Origin of the sequence: Anaerovibrio sp., assembly GCF_024697385.1 — a bacterium.
Classification (GTDB): Bacteria; Bacillota; Negativicutes; order Selenomonadales; family Selenomonadaceae; genus Anaerovibrio.
Map to the genome: position 1 here is coordinate 1 of NZ_JAILFV010000168.1, position 20,859 is coordinate 20,859.

Below are 20,859 nucleotides of genomic sequence, written 5' to 3' on the forward strand. Positions count from 1 at the left end.
TTTATCAAAAGAGCATATTTATCACTGCGTTTTCTTTTCCACTCGAGCATTTCATTATATATTTTTCTTTGAAAGACAGTTTCTTTCATGTTATTTCACCTCTTTGAAAAGATTATAACGCGAATCCCCATTCAAGTAAACTGATTTCCCGTGCGAATCCCCATTCATAGAATGCAAAAATTCAACGAAATCCCCTTTAGCACACAAAAGACTGTGCCAATAACAGACAAACAAAAAGGCCAGAACCACTCTAGAAATGGTCCTGGCCTTCTTTATAGCAGGCGATTTTTGCGTTTTCGCCCTAATTGATGGTGGAGATGATTCATACATCACCTTAGTTACTTATTGTTAATAATTACTAACAATAAGTTTTGGTATTTCCAAGTCATCCCTGTCTGACAAACTGAATAATCAAATTAGTATTTCAGCAATAATATTTCACTTCTCCGAAAAAGGTTCTCCACTTCTTTACCACGCTATCAGCTCTCGCCTCAATTATCCTCATAACATTTCGTAAAGCCTTATCTGGAATACGAGCTTTATTATGACACAATAAGCATTTGCCAGTGCTTGTTATCCATATCTTAGTTGCATTTGGAGTAGGATTTCCCTCCGATACATGGACATGTATTGGCTCCAAAGGCTTACTTTCATCAGCCCAAAAATAAATCCAGTATGGGCCAATCTTAAAGACCTGAGGCATTAGAAAAACCACCCTCCTGAGAAAACTCAATAATAAGATGAGCCGTAGAGCGGATTATTTCCATATACTCGGCAACTTCTTCTTCAGAAAATCCATTTACGCTTTCTATCTCGTAACTCGGCAAATAACAGGTCATATCATGGAAACAATCCTTCGCGTCAGGCTTTTCCACGTAGACCTTTACTCTGTTATCAGGCAACATTTCAGAATGAACAATCTCTGTATTATCTTCCAAGGTCATAAAAGGATACATCATAATCCCCACCTCTCTTTCGCAAAAATACCGCAAGCTCATCAGGTATATTTATCGACAATGTACACATGATATCATATCCCTCAAAGCACCTTAAACAGGGGAAAACGAAAATAGTGAACTTTTGTTCTTATGTTAAGTATAGCATAATGCGAAAAGATAGCCAACAAACTGGGATATTAAACTCAGTTATGGCTAAAATATACAAAATAATACTCTGTATAGCCGCACTATAGCAAAGCTTTTTTAAGGATGCATCATTTTATAAATAATATAATATTTTAATAATTTATTTTCATTCTCAGATTTCTCACTTTTTTGATCCGATATCTTTTTACTGTTTTTTACCCTTTCATAAGAATAAGAATCAGCGATATAGCTATTATCACAGTTTTCTTTATCATCTTCATTCTCATAATCATTTTCATAACGATAATTAGTGGCTTTTTCTGCTTTAACTTTGCCCTCCAGCTCTTGGCCCTGAAGATTTGGTTTTGTGTCATTTTCATACACTTCTATAATGTGATTTCTTAACATAATAATTTTGTCCTTTAAAATTCCATCATAATGTTCCGGAATTATTATTGCCTGTTTGTATATGATATCATAGCGCAATAATGCTTCTTCCACTGAACCAACTTCTGCTATTTTTTCTAAACACACAGAGACAGAATATAGTTCAGTGGCATTTGGACAAGCCGCAACCACCTGCTCATACTTAGCCGTTTTATCAAAAAAAGATTTATTCATGAAATTAACGTATGTTGCTAAGGCAAATTTAGATGACAAGCCTCTCGTTTTTGCTTTGTCAGGATGTTCAAAATCAATTTCCTGAATTTGCTGTAGGCCCTCATTATATTCTCTTTGACACACTTTCAAGTAATCAGCAAAGGTCTCATCATCTTTCCTAGATTCATAATCCAGTTGTTTCTCCGTACCTGCTTCATATGATGCTTGATTTTTACATCCCATTAGAAACGATGTACAAAATAATACCATCATCAAGCATAATATCATGGTACACATTTTAAAATTCAGGCTATATAAAATTAATCTGATTTTATTATTCATCATTTATATAACCTCCAATTTTATGTTTTACAATTCACATCAATTGTTACATTACTCATAATAACGCAGAAGCATCATCTTATTTTTATATATTATAACATCAAAACCATCTCCCTATTCAAGTTTAAATGGTCAATAAAAATGCCAACCCAATGCTTTTTCCTTCTCCCACACTTTCCGAACAGCACCGCATTGTTGCCAAAATAGAAGAGCTTATGCCTCTGTGCGACAAGCTATCCAAAACCAAATAGAAACATATCTTATAGAAAATAGTAAAAACCTAACTTCTTAATTGTTTTCACAATTTCTAACATTTTAAAAGCACTCCTGTTATTGAGAAAAAACTCTAATAATCATCTAGGTCTCTTTTCTATTATTATCGCTTATTTTCACCGTATCTAACATTTCCACCGAAATACCGTTATTTTCTTTTTCGCCCTATTCGAAAGCATTCGAAAAGGCCCTAACCATCAGTGGTTAGGGCCCTTATGCTATGGTCAAAGTTTTCGACTTCGACCGAATATGTGGTGGAGATGAGGAGAATCGAACTCCTGTCCGAAAGCGTTGTCATATAGACTTCTCCGAGCGCAGTCAATGTTTAAGTTTAAGAGTTGGGCAGACACAGACAACCGCCGTCCCTCCGATCCTGGAGAAATTTCCCCTTCAGGCCTCCAGGAGTCAGCCTGTAGAGTATCCCGCTATTGACCTCTTATCCGCTCACGCGGGAGATAAGCAGACAGAGGTTAGCATTAAGCTGCTAAAGCGTAGTTTTCGTTTGCTTTTATATTTAAAGCGTTTTCACCTTACTGACGGGGCTAGGTGACCCCCCGGCTCGCTATCCATATTCCAGCCACCCCCGTCGAAACCTTTACATCCCCCTGTAAAGGGAAATCCCGGTTCTTAGAGATTTCTGATATATGTTTAGTGTTATTAATTATAGCAATAATAACGGAAAAGTCAACTTAAATTTCCCCTTCATCCATGATTCCCAGCTTTCTTTTCCAATAACGGGAATATATGGCACCCAGCGGATTATGTGCCAGGAGACGGTCCTTTACAACCAAAGTGGTTACAGGACCCGGACAGGAAGCGTTAAATATTGCATCGTGTCCCACACACAGGCCACATGCGATGAAAAGCTCTGTATTTTTTTCCGCCAAAATTTTTGCCTGAAATTTTGGATTGCACATGGCTTCGTGCTCCAATTCCGGCTTTACCTGTTTTAAATCCAGATTTTTTTTTGCAAAACTGCAGTTTTTACAGCATACACTGTAAAATTCAAAGCCCCTGTTTTTAAAAAATCTGGCAATATATTTTGCTTCTGCATTAAAGCCGATGCAAAATGCCATGCCTAACCGTTTGTAATTCATGGCCTTGGCAAATTCGGCCGTTTCCTCCAGCCTGGTAATATTACTGTAAAAAGTTCCTTCTACATAGGCCGCAGCCTGCATTATTTTCTTTTCCTCATCGCTATAGGCACTCAAAATATCCTCGTCCTTATATTCGGTGCAGTTTACACCTTTGGTATAGCATGCATGGGAAGTGCAGTTAGCGCAATCAGCTTTCATGGAAATATCCTCCTTTTATTTGTGGTGAGCGTGATAAAACCACCTGTCAGCTGGCGACAGGTGGTTTGTGATCATTGTAAAATCTTCAGGAAATCCAGCAGGAACCATATGCTGAACAGGTAGAGCAGAGGGTGTATTTCCCTTATTTTGCCAACAGCAATGGAAATGGCAACATAGCTAAGCATTCCAATGGCAACACCGTTGGTGATGCTATAGGTAAGTGGCATCATGATGCAGGTTAGTACAGCAGGGAAAAGAGCCCGTTTATCTCCCCAGTCCAAGGTGTTGATTTCCCTGAACATGTGAATGCCGGCTATGATCAAAACCGGAGCAGTTATTGCCGGTACAGCTGCAATTGCATTGGCAATTGGAAACATGAAAATCAATAAAATGAACAGGAGACCTGTTATGACAGCAGCCAATCCTGTACGGGCACCGGCCATTACTCCTGCAGAGGATTCAACAAAACTGGAGCAGGGGCCTGTTCCCATAAGAGTACCCCAAAAGCTGGCGAAGGCGTCTGACATCAGGGCACTGCGAAGATTTGGAAAATAATCACCCTTCATCAGCTTGGCCTGTTTGGCCACTCCAATCATCGTTCCGGTGGTATCAAACATGGTGACCAGCAATATAATTATGACAATGGGCAGCATTTCAGGAACATGTGTAAAATCAAGGTGTCCCGCTGTGGCACTGAAGCCTGTTGGCAGGGATATGAGCTGCTGAGGCAGTTGAAATACTCCGAGTACATATGATACTACTGCAAGAATGAACATGCCCAGAAGCATGGCTGCCGGAATGTTTCTGGTAGCAAGAATAAGACTGATAATAATACCCACAGCAGTGAGTGCCGTTCCTGTATTGGTTAGGTCACCCAGGGCAACATAGGTACTGTGATCGGAAATTACAAGGCCGCCATTTTTAAGTCCGATAAAAACTATGAACAGACCTATACCGGCTGTAATGCCTACCTTCAAGCATTCCGGAATGGAGGCTATAAGCTGTTCACGGAAGGAGGTCATGCTTAGCAGCAGGAAAATCGTAGCGGCTACGAAGCAACACCCCAGGGTACTTTGCCAGCTGTAGCCCATGGTCATAATCACCGTATATACCACATAGGCGTTAATGCCCAGGCCTGGAGCTATCACAATTGGATAGTTTGAGACGATGCCCATATATAGACAACCTATTACAATGGAAACTATGGTTGCCAAAAACACCCCGCCAAAATCCATTCCGGCAGCGGCGAACATGGCCGGATTTACAACCACGATATACATTATTGTGAAGAAATTGAGCAATCCGCCCAGGCACTCTGTACGGATTGATGTATCCCTTTCCTCAATCAAAAAATATTTTCTGATAAATTTTTTAATATTTTCCATATTTATTATTTCCTTCTTTGGATATAGTATGGCTCAACCATTGTGTAATGACTGGGATTGTTCTCGGCAGTGAAAATGTTTTGAGAATAATCATTGGCTGATATTAACAAAATAGAGCTGCAGCCCTGTAAACTGTATTCAGGTATTTCTTTAACGGCAGGATAGCAAAACATAGCAGGAAAGAGGAATATATTCCACTCACCGGACCATGTAGCCTCACCTTGTCTTATTCTATTTTACATATTTCAAACTGTCAAATGTATGATAGGTTATACGGAAAAAAGCATTTTTTTGTCATGATGGAATATTTTTCCTTTGCAATGATAAAGAGGATGATAAAAAAGACATTGTGGTAAAAAAAATAATATTTATCCACCATAAGAAGTATTTTGTTCTTTTGAGAAAAACATGGTTTATTTTTTTGAAACAATAATGTATAATACTGTTATGTTTGTAATATTAAATTTATGGGAGTGATAATGCATGTTTTTTTCAAAAAAGATGAAATTGGCCGCTTTGGGCATGGTTGCAGTAATGTCCATGGGGTTAATTGCCGGCTGCAGTAATTCTGAGCAGTCATCCAAGGATAAGAAACACAGTATTGGTATTGTTCAGCTGGTAGAGCATGATGCCCTTGATGCAGCCAATAAGGGCTTTGTTGATGCCTTGAAGGAGAGAGGCTTTGAAGAAGGCAAAAACATAATTATTGATAATCAGAATGCGCAGGCTGATCAGTCCAATCTTCAGAATATTGGACAGAGATTTATCAGCAACAAGGTTGATTTGATTTATGCAATTGCAACTCCTGCTGCACAGACTGTGGCAAATCTCACCAAGGAAACTCCTATTGTTGGTTGTGCCATTACTGATTATGAAGCAGCAAAGCTGGTTAAATCCAATAACGCACCTGGCGGTAATGTTACCGGTACCAGTGATATGAATCCTATTAAGGAGCAGATTGATCTTCTTATCAAGCTCTGTCCTAATGCAAAGACTGTAGGCTGTGTATATACCTCCAGTGAGGTTAATTCGGAAATTCAGTATAAGGCCATGAAGGAATATGCTGAATCAAAGGGATTAAAGGTTGAGGCAGCAACAATTTCAACTGTTAATGATATTCAGCAGGCCGTTCAGAGTCTTGTGAATAAGGTAGATGCTTTTTATGTTCCTACGGATAATGTGATTGCATCCGCTATGCCAACCATGGTATCTGTTACAAGTGCCTTCAAGAAACCTGTTATTTGTGGTGAATCCAATATGGTAAAGGCTGGTGGATTGGCAACCTATGGTGTTGATTATTATCAGCTGGGCAGACAGGCAGGCATGATGGCCGCCGATATCCTGGAGGGCAAGTCAAAGCCTGACGCTATGCCTATACAGTTTGCCAAGAGCCTGAAGGCTGTTGTCAACAAGACTGAGGCTGAAAAATTAGGTATAACTATTCCTCAGGATGTATTAAAGGATGCTGAAGTAATTAAATGATAAATCAGGTTGTTGCCTTCCATTGTCGACAGGGATTTAAAGCCTGCTGAAATCAGGTGGAGTCGGCTGATTGATCTTGATGTTATGTTGATTGGCTCCAGGCATACGGTTGCGTTGTGCTGGCAATATGTCTGGAGTCTTTATTTGTTTTTGAATTGAGGTTATTGCTTTGGATTTGATTATTCCTACCATATCTCAGGGACTTTTATGGTCCCTGCTTGCGATTGGTGTTTTTATTACCTTTAGGGTGCTGGATATTGCTGATCTTACAGTGGAAGGAAGCTTTCCTCTGGGAGCAGCAACTGCAGCTGCCGGGCTGTTGGCCGGGTGGCATCCATTGACAGCAATAGCGGTGGCAGCAATTGCCGGTATGCTTTCAGGTGTTGTCACCGGTTTTTTGTGTACCAAGCTGAGGATTCCAGCTCTTCTGGCCGGAATACTTACAATGATTGCGTTATATTCCGTTAATCTTCATGTTATGGGTAAGGCAAATTTGTCACTTTTGCAGGTTGATACAGTATTTAATATTTATGGTGCCGGAAATATTTCCCAGGGGAATATGATTCTGCTCGTAGGATTTATATTTGTATTATTAACCGGTATAGTATGCTACTGGTTTTTTGGTACTGAAATTGGCGCTGCCATCCGTGCTACAGGCTGCAATCAGCACATGATCCGTGCCAATGGTATCAATACTGATGTCACTATTATTTTAGGGCTGGTAATATCCAATGCCCTGGTAGCTGTTTCAGGTGCCCTGGTGGCCCAGGCCAATGGCTTTGCTGATGTTGGTATGGGTGTGGGTACTATCGTAATAGGCTTGGCATCAGTTATTATTGGCGAAGTTCTTTTTGGTACCCGCAGTTTTAAAAACTGTCTTGTTTCTGTTATTCTTGGTTCCCTGGTGTATAGGGCCGTAATTGCTATAGTGCTGCAGATGGGTATGCCACCTAATGATCTCAAGCTGTTCACGGCAATTCTTGTGGCTATTGCTCTTTCAATGCCACTGTTTCAAGGAAAGCTGAAAAAGAGGAAGGTGACCGGATAATGTTAAAAATAGACAATATATACAAGACATTTAATCCAGGCACTATTACGGAGAAGGTGGCCCTCAGAGGTGTGTCGCTTCATTTAAAGCCAGGTGATTTTGTCACCGTTATTGGCGGTAATGGTGCCGGCAAATCCACACTGATGAATTCTATTGCCGGAACCTTCAAGGTGGATAAAGGCTCAATTGTGATTGATGGTGAGGATATTACCAAGTGGGGAGAGCATAAGCGTGCAAAATACATTGGCCGTGTTTTTCAGGATCCAATGATGGGTACTGCTGCTAATATGCAGATTGAAGAAAATCTTGCCATTGCTTCCCGTCGTGGAAGGATGCCTACCTTAAGCTGGAGCTCACCTGCAGCTCAGCGGGAGGTGTTTCGTGAGCAGCTCAAATCCTTAAATTTGGGACTGGAGGACAGACTGGAGTCAAAGGTAGGTTTGCTATCCGGTGGACAGCGTCAGGCCTTGACATTGCTTATGGCAACGTTGGTGGAGCCGAAGCTGCTTCTGCTGGATGAGCATACTGCTGCCCTGGACCCTAAAACAGCGGCTCAGGTTTTGGCGCTGACCAATGATATTGTCAACAGCCGTAAGCTGACGACTCTGATGATTACTCATAATATGAAGGATGCGTTGAGCTGTGGAAACCGTCTGATCATGCTTCATGATGGCAAGATATTGATTGATGTCAGTGGTGAAGAGAAAAAGCATCTTACCATCAGGGACCTGCTGGCCATGTTTGAAAAGGCTGCAGGAAGTGAACTGAATTCAGATGCCTTGCTGCTGAGCTGACCTGCTTGATATGGTTGCTTTATACAAAATAATTAATTTGCTTGACTAGTATAATATTTTGTCGTAAAATGACCAAGACTCAAAATTAAATATTGCGCTGGAGAGCGTCGCCCATATTTGGGAAATTTCACCGGCTGATACAATACTGGCTGACTACAGGGACGGAAACTGTGGTCGCTGAAGGTTATTGTATTGGCCGGTTTTTATTTGCAAAGTTATGGAGGTAAAGATGGACAAGAAGCGTAAGGCAAAGAAATTTGGAATTATTTTTGTTGGAGTGATTATTCTGGCGGGGCTGTTACTCATGTATACAGGTAACGATGCCCTGGTGCTGGCTACACAAAAAAAGGAAGGTATACTCACTGCAGAGCAGGTTAAGCTTTCCTTTGAATCAGTAGGTGGTCGAATGATAAAAGAAAATGTTAAGGAAGCACAGGACGTGAAAAAGGGTGATGTGCTCATGGTTTTGGACAGCACAGATGTAGATCTTTCCATATCCAGGATGGAAACTCAGATAGCACAGCTGAAGGCACAGATCAAGTCTGCCGGTGGAGGTGTCAATATTTCCCTGGCTCAGGCAGATACCAATGAACAACAGAGCTTCCGCCAGATTGACCAGCAAAGGGCTGCGGTGGAATCAGCGGAGGCCAGTTATCAAAACTGCAGTCTGGATTATAACAGAAAACAGAGCCTGATGGAATGTGGAGCTATTTCCAGGGCAGAACTGGACAGTGCTACCACAGCATTGCAGGTGGCAGCAGCAAATGTAGCTCAGCAAAAGCAGCTTTTAAGTAAATTACTGGCCGGTTCGGCTGATACAGGCGACACGGATTCCTTATATTTACCCACTATTGAAATACAACGCCAGTCTGCAGCAAATAAAATGAATGATGTTGAAGCTCTTGTTCAACAGCTGAAGGGCTTGGAGGTACAGCTCAAGGAACTGAAGGTAAAGAAAGAGCGCCTTACACTGCGGGCACCTGAGGATGGAAGAATTATCAAGATCTTGGCCAAGGAAGGGGAGATGGTATCTCCTAATGTACCTGTCATCCTAATGGAAAGCAGCCGTTATTATTTTGATGTATATATAAGCGAAGAAAACATCAACAAATATCATGAAGGTGATGAAATCGAGGCTGTTTCAGTGGCCGGTAAAAAGAAGGTCATGGGTACAATCCGTCTTGTTACCCAGGCACCAGGCTTTGCTGATTTGAAAATGACAAGGGAAAAAGGTCAGGCAGACTTAACCTCCTTTCAGATGAGGATATATCTTGACCAGGAGGATGGTATTCTTCCCGGGATGACGATGGGAGTGAAATTGAGATGAAGGCCTTTCGGGATGAGTTAAAAACATTGCTTTCCGGCCAGGGAATGCCATATGAAAAGGTGTCAATAATGGTATCACTGGTTATAACCGTTGTATTTAGTGTTATGTTAGGCTTGAATTATGCCAAGGATACACCTATTATGGTTATTGATCTGGACAATTCCCATTACAGTCGGGAAATAATCAATGATATGAACAATTCACAATTTTTGACGGTTAAAGCAGTGATTAATACTCCTGCGGAGCCGAATGAACTGATGTATCGCGACAAGGCCTATGCAGTTGTTTATCTGCCCCAGGGCCTGGAAAAAAATCACTATAACGGTACAAAAGCGGATATAGGTGTATTTTACGATAATACAAGTTCTTCATCCCTTAGTGGTGTCAGGGAGGCTCTTAATGAAATTGTTGCTTCAGTAAATAATCCCAGTCTAGGCACAGGTGATGCAATCAATGGAGGAACCAGCCTGGTGACACGGTCTCTGTTTAATCCAAATGATTCAGCCAGTAACGGTGAGGTCACAGGATTTTTGATTTTCTTTTCCAGTATGTTTTTTGCTTTTGCTACATTGGGAATGGTTCCGCGACTCAGGCTGGAAGGAAAATTGGCGCTTCATCTCAGGGCAGGTACTGCCTATGATTTGTTGCAAAGATTGTTGCCATATTGTGGCTGTTGGTTGATTGCCAACTTTATCGGGCTGGTGGTTCTGCGTTTTTGGGGTGATATTAATTTTTCCGGCAGTATAATATTTTATTTTATCGTTCAGGCCATGTATATTTTGACTTTGGGTATGATTTCAGTTTTTATGGGCTGGAATGCGTCTAATCCCGGTGCCGCATCCAGCCGGATGATCCTTTTTGTACCTGGGGGATTTATTCTTGGCGGATATGGTGTACCAATGACACTGATGCCGGAATGGGTTCATTGGTTTAATCAGATCTTTCCTTTGACCTGGGAGTTTAAATTTATTCGTGATATAGTTTTCAGGGGTGCGGGTGTATTGGATTGTGCAGTTACACTGGGCCAGTTTTTGATCTATATAGCAATTGTCTGGATAATCTTTGCCAGGAAATTTGACAGGGAACAGCTTCAGTTTGATGCAGGGGAGCTTCAATATGGAAAATCCTCCTGTTAAGTGGTAGGAAATGCCGTCCGGAATATGATAAAATACTTTGGTAGAGGTTGAAATGACAAGACAATAATAGTTAAATCTCACTGAGATTCATTTTTTTTATGGAGTACCTATGCCAAAGAAAAGATTTGTAAAAGAGTGCACTAACTGCGGACTGGAAGGTGAGCCTACCCTTTCAGGTGAAATCAGTTTTGTTCGTAGGGAGAAAAACGGTTCTGAAAGCTCATTGCTATATATGACCATTATGCCAGGGATAGATATGGTTTTTAATAATTTTAAGGCAGATAAAGGCTCAGAGGTTCAATATGAGGCAACTGATGAAGAGGTCATTGAATTAAATTTTTGCCTGGAAGGGCAGTTTAGCTGCATTCTTAATGACAGAGATTTTACCCTTTGTGCGGGAGAGGTAGAGGCCCATTTATGGGGGATTCCCAAAAAAAAGGCTGGCTTCACGCCGGAAGGCTACAAGGGAATCACCATTATTATATCTACTGCCAGGGCCATAGCCTCACTGCGGGAGCTGTTTCCGGAAGTAACTGACTTTTTGGGGAAATTGACAGCTGAACTGAATAAAACACAGGATGTTGTTCATATTAAGGCAACTCATGACTTAATCCGCCTGTTTAAGGATTTTTACCATGTGGATCCCATGATTCAGAAGCATAAGCTGCGCCTGAAGCTATTGGAAATTTTAGGTACCCTGTTTATACCGGCAGAACATCCATCGGCAAAAAATCAATATTTTCGTGCCAAGGATATTGAAAAGATAAAGGCTGTGCATGAGCAGGTCACAGCATCACTGGATAAGCATTATTCGCTGTCAGAACTTTCCCTTGAATACAGGATAGGGAAAACCACCCTGCAAAATGCTTTCAGGGTGGTTTATGGCAAACCATATTATACTTTTATCAAGCATTATCGTATGATGCGTGCTGTAGAATATCTTGAGGGTGGAGGGATGAGTATAACTGATATAGCCGGGAAGCTGGGCTATGGAAATCCAAGCAAATTTTCGGCGGCGTTTCGCTCTGTTTATGGTATGACTCCTAGCGAATACAGAAAAAACAACTCGGTGATGGAGGGCCATTTCCTTTTTGAGCGTGAGAAAAATGAGAAATAATATCAAAATCTTTATTGAACAAATGGATTATTTTGTTATTTTGGGGCAGTAATTGTATTAATAATTGTGTATCATAATGGTATGTAATTCAAATATTAAATAAATTTTTATTTTTGAGGGGGTAAATATAATGTTTCAGAAGACAGATTTTTGGATTGGTTTGGCTGTAGGTGCAGTAGCTGGTATTTTTGGCTATCGCTTCATGCAGGAGCGTGAGCAGCAGATGGCTGCTATGCAGGCAGCTCCGGAGGCCGGACAGATACCTTTGGCTGAGCTTCAGCGTCAGAAGGAAGAGCTTGAGGACATGATTGCAGCTCAGGAGGCAGCTCAGGCTGAGTAATTTTAATGAACAATGGGGAGGTTGTTTCGGTAACGGCTGGAGCAGCCTCCTTTTCGCATATTATGCCAAAAATAATGTGTGTTGTAGGGGAGTGGATGAATATGGCAGAAAAGAGCCTGAATAATTTTATAAAAACCATGCCATTGTCAGTTCCAATGAGCATTGCTGCTGTGGGGACAGTGGCTTCTGTTCTCACTGGGCAGAAACAGCTGCATACATTGTGTGGGATTGTTTGGCTGGGGACTTCTGTTTTACATTCATGGCAGCATAGCAACAAAATGAAAAGTGATGCATTGAAGGTGGTTGAAAAAATGAAAATCATGGATTTTGTGAATATACCTACATCCAAAATAGATTTATTCATAAGGTCAGTGGAGATATCTTCCTATATACCGGGGCGTGTACGCTTGTACAGTAAAACTCTTATTGGTAACAGGTCTAAATGTGATGAAGTTTTGGATTATCTCAATAATTATACTGAGCTTGATGAGGTTCAGGTAAATGAGGTAAGTGGATCTATTCTGATCAAATACACTCCTGCGGTCCTTCATGGCAACATTGAATTGACTAAGGTCGAGGAATATATAAAAAATCATGTTAGGAGGAAATAGTTCATGTCATTTATGTCCGGAATTATGATGGGTGCTACCATAGGGCGCAGCATCAATGAATTCATAGGTGGTAAGGGAAAAGGCAAAAGCGGCAGCTTAGGGGGGCTGGATTTTTTGGGAAATATGGGTTCGGGCCGGGGAAAAGGCAGTAACCTTGGCAATTTTGACTTTTTCAGTAAAAAAGGCTCCGGAAGGGGGAAAAAAAGCGATTTTGATTTTAGCAGCGTATTTGGTTCCAGGAAGGTTGAGGAATTTGTGCTGGTAAGTGCTTTGCCGGGGCGTCGTCGCTATAGGATCAGATCCCTTATCAAGAATGAGCCATTGGCCGAAATGCTGGAGAAAAAATTAACTCAGATAAAAGGGGTTTCTGATGTAAAGGTTAACACGCTTACTGGCAGTCTGCTGATTTTATATAACTGTGATGAAGCCACTATGGATGCCTGTGCAGAAAAACTTCGTAAGCTCATTGTCCCTGTTAATGCGGCCGATACTGATGTCCATGGTGGAAATGAACAATCTCAGGGCCAAAAACCGGTAGCAACTTATTTTGAAAACTGGAAGAATATGTTCAGTATGATTAACAGTCAGATATATAAGGTGTCAAGAGGCTGGTTTGATTTTTCCAGCCTGCTCTCCCTGGTATTCCTGATTAGGGGTCTGCGTAAAATGCTTGTTTATGGGCAGCGTCCGTCAGGACCTACCATGGTTTGGTGGGCTATTCATCTCATGAAAGGATGGCGTGGTTAATGACATATTATCGTTATAGCACACCGTTGGGTGTTAAATTGTCAACACCTGAAAGCAGAATTTTATGTGCCAGACTGAGAGCCATCCAGGGTGTTTTTTCGGCAGTAGTTGTAGCCAATAAGTTAAATATATGGTATAGGGGTGTTTTTCCGGCAGCAAGGGTAAAAAATCTGTTGGATATGACGACCATGTCATATAAAAAACACGATGATGCACCGGAAATGGCTGATTACAGGCGTGAAGCCACTCTTTCTGTAGGCGGACTCATTGCCATGCAGCTATTAAAAAGGCTGTCCCCGGAGGCATTTGCCAGCGTGCAGTTCCTTAGAAGTGCCATGATTCTTTATATTGCCCGCAACTTCATCAAAAATGGTGTAAGGGGCCTGGTAAAGGAGAATCGCCCAAATGCTGATACTCTTACGGCAACGGCGGTAATAGCCTCTGTTCTCGCAGGAAAGCCTGAATCAAGCCTTAGTCTTCTTGCTTTATCCAATGGGGCTGAAATGCTCACCAGTTATGCAGCAGAAAAGGCCCGGGGAAATATTTCCGGATTGCTGAACATGAACCAGCCTTATGTATGGTTGGTGGATAATGGTGTTGAAAGAAAGGTCCCAGTAAAGGAGCTTAAAATAGGTGATATCATCGCTGTTCATACTGGCGAAAAAATATGTATTGATGGACAGGTTTTGTCAGGCACTGCGGCAGTAAATCAGGCGTCAATTACCGGTGAATCGGCTCCGGCCATGAAGAAAAAGGGATTACCTGTTTATGCCGGCAGTGTTGTCGAGGCAGGAGAAATAGTGGTCAAGGCTGAAAAGGTCGGTGACGATACATCCTTGGCTCACATTGTCCATCTGGTGGAAGAAGCTCAAACAAGAAAGGCTCCGGTGCAGAATTTTGCCGATACCATGGCTAATCTTCTGGTGCCGATTTCATTCCTGGGAGCTGCCATAGTTTATGGGGCTACCAGAGACTGGCAGAGAGTTTTAAATCTCCTGTTCATTGATTTTTCCTGTGGATTGAAGCTTTCTACTGCTACAGCTATTTCTGCAGCTATTGGTGCTGCTGCCAAGCAGGGTATTTTGGTAAAGGGCGGAAACTACATTGAAGCACTGGCTGATACGGATACTGTTGTTTTGGACAAGACAGGCACCATTACCTCCGGAGTACCACAGGTTTCTACTATTCATACAGTACCAGGGGTAGAAGAAAAGGAAATGCTGCTCTTGGCAGCATCTGCCGAACAGCATTCAGTGCATCCGTTGGCAGTGGCAATTCAGAAATATGTTAAGGATAAGTCCTGGACCGTTCCGCAGCATAAATCTTCAAAAACAATCGTTGCCCGGGGGATGACAGCCGTTGTTCCTGACTTTGAAAAATTCATTGGCGGTGAAATAATAGTAGGCAGTGCCAAGCTGATGTATGAGCGTGATGTAAAGGGCATGAACATCACTGTTAAGGACAGTCCTGGTATGGGTTATATCTATGTGGCCCGTGATGGTGTCCTTTTAGGTGTTATAGGTATTAATGACCCTATTCGGCCCATGATGAAAAAGACACTGAACCAGATGCGCAGATACGGCGTAGATGAGGTCGTTATGCTTACCGGTGATTCCAAGACCGTAGCCAGTGAAGTAGCAAGGGATATGGATATTGATTCCTATCATGCAGAGGTATTACCTGAGGATAAGGCCAAGTTCGTGATGAAGCTGAAAAAACAGGGGACCGTAATGATGGTTGGGGATGGTATCAATGATGCCCCGGCATTGGCCTTTGCAAATGTGGGTGTGACCCTGGGTGGCCGGCAGACTGATTTGGCGGCTGAGTCTTCAGCTGTAACAATCCGCTCAGAGGACCCAACACGGCTTATTGAAGCCTTAAGATTGGGACGCCGCACAATGGACCTGATTCATCAGAATTTTACTGCGACAATAACAGTAAATTCAGCAGCCATGCTGTTGGGAGCATTGGGAGTAATCAATCCTTTATGGGCTGCAGTCATTCATAATACTGCAACCCTTGCTGTGGTACTTAACAGTGCCCGTATATTGGTTCCTGACAAGAAGCGCGCCGCAGGACCTAGCTTTTTCTGAAGGAAAATTTGATGGCATTTAAATGGCCGGCAGTTCATTATTGACTGCCGGCCATATTTGCTTGCGGTTATTATTTTAGAAATATCAGGAAAGCCACCCTGTTTGTATATTGCTCATCATTAAACCTGTCAGGGCAGATTGCAGCTGATTTGACAACTCCTGGGACAGCTTTGGGTCCATGTTGTAATTCATGCCTGATTTGAGCTGCTGCAGCTTAAAAACTCCCGTGGTAATAAGACCAATTGTTTGTTGAGTGTATGCCTGCTGATGGCGTTGAGTGTAATTACGGAGGTATTTCATGGCATCTGCCTGGTTTGACCAAAAGGCATCCTGTAAAGACAGCTTGTATTGAGCTATATCCACGGTGTCCATTATACTTTCAAATTCCTTTTGCTGTTTGTTGATGTTTTGCCATATCTCGGCAAAGGATTTTGTGCCTGTACCGGATTGTGTCTTCGTTGTGGTTGAAGTGGACTTGCTGTTGTTTTTTGCCAATGCCTGCAGCTGAAGCAGCATGTCCATGCCATTGTCGATTCTGCTCATGATACACCATCCTTCCTTATTTATATTATATCGTAAAAATCGTAGGATTTCTTAATTGTTGGGGGCAGTGGAGGGATCCTTATGGGTAGATAATTTGACAATGCTTTTTTTTTATGCTTTTATAAAATTATAGTTTTATTAATTTAGCGGAGGCGCAAATGAAGATTAAATTGATTTGGTTTATCGTATCTTTTATTTTAATTGTTGTTTTGTATCTGGGAATTTCCGGACGCATGGTAGAAGTTAATACCGATATAACCGTGGATGGCCTGGATAATGAGACGACTAAAATATTGTATTATGCAGGACTGGCGCCGAGTTCCCATAATGCCCAGATGTGGAAGGTGACAATATATCCTTCTGAGGGTCGCCTGGTGGTGGGGCTGGATGACAACAGGACTCTGCCGGCTGCCGATTTTGAGAACAGAGAAGCGCTCATATCCATGGGAGCTTATGCCAGAAGCTGTATTTTGGCCTTTGAGGCCTATGGCTATAATACCAGCCATCATATAAGTGAAAATGGAAGGGCCATAACTATCAATTACACAAAGAATGGTATGGATAAGGATGAGGGGCTGATTGCCCTGATGAAAAAACGCCATACTGATAAAAGAGAATATATGCCCAATGATGTTCCGGAATTTTTTCAGACTGGACTTCATGGAATCCACGGAGCAGTGTATTTTGGCCGGGATGGTGGCGAATATGAAGCTATAAAGCATCATACCCTTGAAGCCGCCCGGGAACAGGCGGATAATCAGGCGATAAGGGATGAGCTTGATAAATGGTTGAGACTTTCAAACAGTGAGGTTATCAATACAAAGGATGGTATATGTGCTGAGCACATGGGAATAACCGGTATAAAAAAATCGTTGTATTATACCTTTATTTCACATGATAAGGCCCGGGGGGACAGCTTTGCAGCCAAGGGATATGAAATGGCACAAAAGCAGGCAGATGCCTGTGCCGGATTTATAGTAATTTCCAGTGGTGAGAATCCTGTGGAATATGTTAATGCGGGAATGCGTCTCATGGAAGTGTGGCTGTATGCTGTGCGCAATAACATTGAAATTCAGCCTATGAGCTATGCCCTGGAAAATCCCGGGCGCAGATTGGCCCTGATGATGGAGCTGAAATTGCCAAATCCACCCCAGATGGTCCTGCGGGCCGGTTTTGTGGATGGGGCATATGGGGAAAACATTCCTGTACGCCGTGATTTGAAGGAATATATCACAGTGGAAAAATAATGAGTATAACGAGCTTATACTGTATGTTAAATAAAAATTACCGCCACTAAAAAACGGCGGTAATTTTTTTATGATTAAATTATATGCTTTTGGGGCAATGTTTATACAATACCTTGAGCCATCATGGCATTTGCAACCTTCAGGAAGCCTACGATATTGCAGCCTACCAGCAGGTCACCCTCGTGACCATATTCCTTGGCAGCTTCCTTGGAGGCTGTGTAAATTGAACACATTATATCCTTTAATTTATTGTCTACCTTTTCAAAGGACCAGCTATAGCGCATGGAGTTTTGGGCCATTTCCAGGGCAGAGGTAGCTACACCACCGGCATTGGCAGCCTTGGCAGGAGCGAAAAGAACATTGTTGGCCTGAATGTACTCTATGGCTTCCAGGGTGCAAGGCATATTGGCGCCTTCACCAATCAGCTTTACACCGTTGGCAATAAGTGTTTTTGCTGCTTCAAGGTCGAGTTCCTGCTGTGTGGCACATGGGAGGGCAATATCGCATTTTATGGTCCAAATACCCTTGCAGCCTTCGGTGTAGGTCGCTGATGACTTGGCTTCAGCGTATTCCTTGATCCGGCCGCGGCGAACTTCCTTGATTTCTTTTACAAGGTCGAGATCAAGTCCCTCAGGGTCATATACATATCCATTGGAATCAGAGCAGGCCACTACCTTGGCACCGAATTCCTGGGCTTTTTCTATTGCATAGGTGGCTACATTGCCTGAGCCGGATATTACAACGGTTTTGCCCTTGTAGTCCATGCCGTTGTCCTTGAGATACATGCTGGTAAAATAGAGCAGACCATAACCGGTTGCCTCAGTACGGGCCAGAGAGCCGCCGTAGGTCAAGCCTTTGCCTGTGAGTACTCCGGCCTCATATGAATTGCGGAGGCGCTTGTACTGACCATAAAGATAACCTATCTCACGGCCTCCTACACCGATATCTCCGGCAGGAACATCAGTATCCTGTCCAATGTGGCGGAAGAGCTCAGTCATGAAGCTCTGGCAGAAGTGCATTATTTCAGTGTCGGATTTTCCCTTTGGATTAAAGTCTGAGCCTCCTTTGCCACCGCCGATTGGCAGGGTGGTAAGGGAATTCTTGAATATTTGTTCAAAGCCCAGGAATTTCATGATTGACAAGTTTACGGAAGGATGGAAGCGGAGCCCACCCTTATACGGTCCGATTGCACTGTTGAACTGAACGCGGTAGCCCTTGTTTATCTGTACATTACCCTTATCATCTATCCATGGTACACGGAACATGATGGTGCGCTCAGGTTCAACAAGGCGCTCAAGAAGGGCAACCTTTTGAAATTGGGGGTTTTTATCCAATACAGGAGCTATGGAGGTGAGAACCTCTTTTACAGTGTTGTGAAACTCTGTTTCTCCTGGATTTTCACGCTTAACTTTTTCAATAACTTCTTGGACATACTTATTCATTCTTATACCTCCCAGCAATTGTACATTTCATGTTTCATAACAGTCATCATTATACAGTAACCAAGAGATGTTTCAATAGTTTTGATGAATGTATACAATATAATTTGTTTGATGTATTTTTTGGATAAACAAAAATACAGTTCAAAGCAACATCAGCCTTGAACTGTATAATGTATGTTTATTCAGTTATTTTTCTTCTTCAGAAGGGGAATTTTCTACTTTTTGAATACATAAAATCCTATCAAGTCTGTATTTGTCGAGACGAAGAATTTCAAATATGAAGTCGTCCCATTCAATCCGTTCACCTTTTTTGGGTATGTAACCAAATAAGGCTGTAATAAAGCCTCCCATGGTTTGATAATGGTCCTGTTCCTCATCCGGAAGCTCGTCAATATCAAATTTTTCCTTGAAGTCATCTATTGAGCACAGTCCATCAATATACCAGCTGTTATCATCCTTAGGTATAATGTGCATATGCTCCTGTTCATTGTTGTTGTTAGTATCTCCAATAAGCTCAATAAGAATATCCTGTAAGGTTATGAAGCCTATTACACCGCCATATTCATCGAGAACGACAGCTTCATGAATTCCTGTTTCCTTGAATTGCTCCAGGACCCGGAAGGTTTCCATGGAGCGGGGAATGAACATTGGCTTCCTGATAAATTGGTCAAGCTCAAGGGGAATATCATCAAGTGCTGCATTCAGGATATCCTTGGTGTAAATGACCCCACAAAAGTCATCAAGGCTATCTTTTCCAACTGGAATGATATATTCAGATGAATGCTTTATCAGATCCAGATTGCTTTCCAGGGAGTCGCTGAGATCCAGCCACATCATTTGTGTCCGTGGGGTCATTATGGAGTACGCAGTCTGATCACTCATATGAAACACACGGTCCACCAGATCCTGTTCGGCTTTTTCAAAGGTACCGTCTTCAGTGCCCTGTTCAATCAGGTCCTTTACCTCATCTTCGGTAACAGGATCTTCATATTTCAGATTAATACCAAAAAAACTTAAAAGAAAAGAAGCTGAAGCACCGAGTATAGTCGTGAAGGGCCGGGAAAGACCAATGAGCTTTCGCAGTAAGCCCTGACAATTTATCAGGGTATGCTCAGGGTTGCGTTTTGCTATGGAATTAGGCAAAAATTCGGAAATCAGCAGGGTAAAATATGTGATGATTACTATGCTGATAAGAAGTGACAGATGTTTATGATATGGTATAAAGTCAATGTATGAATTAATAACAGGTGAAAGAAGTACACTGGCAGCAACACCCAGCAGAATGCTGATCAGGGTAATGCCTATCTGAATGACTACATAGGCCAGTTCGGGGGATTCACAAAGTTCCAGTGCAGCCTTAGCATCTTCAATATTGTCATCTACCATCTTTTCCAGCTTGCTTTTATGACTTTCAGTCAGGGCGGTTTCCGCCAATGCAAAAAATACATTTATGAGTATAAGAATAAAAATAACAGTTAATATAAATGTGGGGTGATATGTGTCCAAAAAAAATTACACTCCTTTTTTTGTCAGGTTAAACAATAATAATTTTTGAGAAAATAACAGATATTGTCTGGCAGGGAAATCAGCTGTCCTTTTTGCGGGCAAACAGGGATATTATGATGTAGACTATGGCAGGCAACATCAGATTATGACTCAATCCAAACTGAAATTCTTCCTGGTCGACAAAAGTGGTATAGGAATAATCACAGAGATTCCAGACAGAAAAAAATATCAGGAATCCAAGTATTAAAAATAACGGCTGTTTCATTTCGATTGTCTCCTTTTTCATAAAACATAATATATTAATTAATATAACGAGCTTTAAGATGTCCCCTTCCTCTTTAGGTGGGGGAAAACAAACTACAACAGCTGGCGAGCATATCTCCCAGCTCGTTGAAACGCTAATTGGAAGATTTTTCTTCTAAAGAAGAAAAATTTGAACAATGGCG

The 20,859-nt window shown here is 41.9% G+C and carries 20 protein-coding genes and 1 other RNA gene; 11 read left to right on the forward strand and 10 right to left on the reverse strand.

What is annotated here, in order from left to right:
- Positions 1-424 precede the first annotated feature (424 nt).
- The 6 genes from K6C05_RS11035 to K6C05_RS08835 all read right to left on the reverse strand — a co-directional run bounded on the left by K6C05_RS11035 (position 425) and on the right by K6C05_RS08835 (position 4,944).
- Positions 425-703: a DUF4160 domain-containing protein gene (locus K6C05_RS11035; RefSeq protein WP_363317188.1), complete on the reverse strand. Its 279-nt coding sequence runs from the start codon at positions 701-703 to the stop codon at positions 425-427.
- Complete coding sequence (locus K6C05_RS08815; protein ID WP_296733766.1) at positions 687-959, reverse strand: hypothetical protein; 273 nt, start codon at positions 957-959, stop codon at positions 687-689. The genes K6C05_RS11035 and K6C05_RS08815 overlap by 17 nt, the downstream gene beginning before the upstream one ends.
- A gap of 243 nt (positions 960-1,202) precedes the next feature.
- Positions 1,203-2,030 (reverse strand): hypothetical protein, encoded by an 828-nt coding sequence (locus K6C05_RS08820; RefSeq protein WP_296733769.1) that lies wholly within the window; start codon positions 2,028-2,030, stop codon positions 1,203-1,205.
- 522 nt (positions 2,031-2,552) lie between these two features.
- Positions 2,553-2,905, reverse strand: a transfer-messenger RNA (tmRNA) gene (gene ssrA / locus K6C05_RS08825).
- A gap of 84 nt (positions 2,906-2,989) precedes the next feature.
- Complete coding sequence (locus K6C05_RS08830; RefSeq protein ID WP_296733772.1) at positions 2,990-3,595, reverse strand: DUF1847 domain-containing protein; 606 nt, start codon at positions 3,593-3,595, stop codon at positions 2,990-2,992.
- A gap of 71 nt (positions 3,596-3,666) precedes the next feature.
- On the reverse strand, positions 3,667-4,944 hold the full coding sequence (locus K6C05_RS08835) for an NCS2 family permease (protein WP_296733774.1): 1,278 nt from the start codon (positions 4,942-4,944) through the stop codon (positions 3,667-3,669).
- Between the two features lie 519 nt (positions 4,945-5,463).
- On the opposite strand from K6C05_RS08835, the gene K6C05_RS08840 reads away from it, so the two are divergent.
- The 10 genes from K6C05_RS08840 to K6C05_RS08885 all read left to right on the forward strand — a co-directional run bounded on the left by K6C05_RS08840 (position 5,464) and on the right by K6C05_RS08885 (position 15,675).
- On the forward strand, positions 5,464-6,462 hold the full coding sequence (locus tag K6C05_RS08840; RefSeq protein ID WP_296733776.1) for an ABC transporter substrate-binding protein: 999 nt from the start codon (positions 5,464-5,466) through the stop codon (positions 6,460-6,462).
- 169 nt (positions 6,463-6,631) lie between these two features.
- Complete coding sequence (locus tag K6C05_RS08845; protein WP_296733779.1) at positions 6,632-7,510, forward strand: ABC transporter permease; 879 nt, start codon at positions 6,632-6,634, stop codon at positions 7,508-7,510.
- Positions 7,510-8,304: an ABC transporter ATP-binding protein gene (locus tag K6C05_RS08850; protein WP_296733781.1), complete on the forward strand. Its 795-nt coding sequence runs from the start codon at positions 7,510-7,512 to the stop codon at positions 8,302-8,304. The genes K6C05_RS08845 and K6C05_RS08850 overlap by 1 nt, the downstream gene beginning before the upstream one ends.
- Before the next feature lie 217 nt (positions 8,305-8,521).
- Complete coding sequence (locus K6C05_RS08855; protein WP_296733784.1) at positions 8,522-9,631, forward strand: biotin/lipoyl-binding protein; 1,110 nt, start codon at positions 8,522-8,524, stop codon at positions 9,629-9,631.
- Positions 9,628-10,767 carry an ABC transporter permease gene (locus K6C05_RS08860; RefSeq protein ID WP_296733786.1) on the forward strand — a complete coding sequence of 380 codons (1,140 nt, stop codon included), beginning with the start codon at positions 9,628-9,630 and terminating at the stop codon, positions 10,765-10,767. The genes K6C05_RS08855 and K6C05_RS08860 overlap by 4 nt, the downstream gene beginning before the upstream one ends.
- Before the next feature lie 109 nt (positions 10,768-10,876).
- Positions 10,877-11,884: an AraC family transcriptional regulator gene (locus tag K6C05_RS08865; RefSeq protein WP_296733788.1), complete on the forward strand. Its 1,008-nt coding sequence runs from the start codon at positions 10,877-10,879 to the stop codon at positions 11,882-11,884.
- A 130-nt stretch (positions 11,885-12,014) separates the two neighbouring features.
- Positions 12,015-12,224, forward strand: coding sequence for a hypothetical protein (locus tag K6C05_RS08870; protein WP_296733790.1), 210 nt, complete (start codon positions 12,015-12,017; stop codon positions 12,222-12,224).
- Between the two features lie 101 nt (positions 12,225-12,325).
- Complete coding sequence (locus tag K6C05_RS11040; protein ID WP_363317189.1) at positions 12,326-12,835, forward strand: HMA2 domain-containing protein; 510 nt, start codon at positions 12,326-12,328, stop codon at positions 12,833-12,835.
- Between the two features lie 3 nt (positions 12,836-12,838).
- A complete protein-coding gene (locus K6C05_RS08880; protein ID WP_296733792.1) occupies positions 12,839-13,582 on the forward strand; it encodes an HMA2 domain-containing protein in 744 nt (247 codons plus the stop codon).
- Positions 13,582-15,675: a heavy metal translocating P-type ATPase gene (locus K6C05_RS08885; RefSeq protein WP_296733795.1), complete on the forward strand. Its 2,094-nt coding sequence runs from the start codon at positions 13,582-13,584 to the stop codon at positions 15,673-15,675. The genes K6C05_RS08880 and K6C05_RS08885 overlap by 1 nt, the downstream gene beginning before the upstream one ends.
- 84 nt (positions 15,676-15,759) lie before the next feature.
- On the opposite strand, the gene K6C05_RS08890 is transcribed toward K6C05_RS08885, so the two are convergent.
- Positions 15,760-16,218, reverse strand: coding sequence for a hypothetical protein (locus tag K6C05_RS08890; protein WP_296733797.1), 459 nt, complete (start codon positions 16,216-16,218; stop codon positions 15,760-15,762).
- A gap of 158 nt (positions 16,219-16,376) precedes the next feature.
- Between K6C05_RS08890 and K6C05_RS08895 the strand changes: the two genes are divergently transcribed.
- Positions 16,377-17,465, forward strand: coding sequence for a hypothetical protein (locus K6C05_RS08895; protein ID WP_296733799.1), 1,089 nt, complete (start codon positions 16,377-16,379; stop codon positions 17,463-17,465).
- A gap of 101 nt (positions 17,466-17,566) precedes the next feature.
- Here K6C05_RS08895 and gdhA read toward each other — a convergent pair whose 3' ends face one another.
- The 3 genes from gdhA to K6C05_RS08910 form a co-directional block, all read right to left on the reverse strand.
- Entirely contained in the window at positions 17,567-18,907 is a 1,341-nt protein-coding gene (gene gdhA / locus K6C05_RS08900; protein WP_296733801.1) for an NADP-specific glutamate dehydrogenase, read from the reverse strand.
- Between the two features lie 186 nt (positions 18,908-19,093).
- On the reverse strand, positions 19,094-20,413 hold the full coding sequence (locus K6C05_RS08905) for a hemolysin family protein (protein ID WP_296733803.1): 1,320 nt from the start codon (positions 20,411-20,413) through the stop codon (positions 19,094-19,096).
- Positions 20,414-20,492: 79 nt separating this feature from the next.
- A complete protein-coding gene (locus tag K6C05_RS08910; RefSeq protein ID WP_296733804.1) occupies positions 20,493-20,678 on the reverse strand; it encodes a hypothetical protein in 186 nt (61 codons plus the stop codon).
- Positions 20,679-20,859 lie beyond the last annotated feature (181 nt).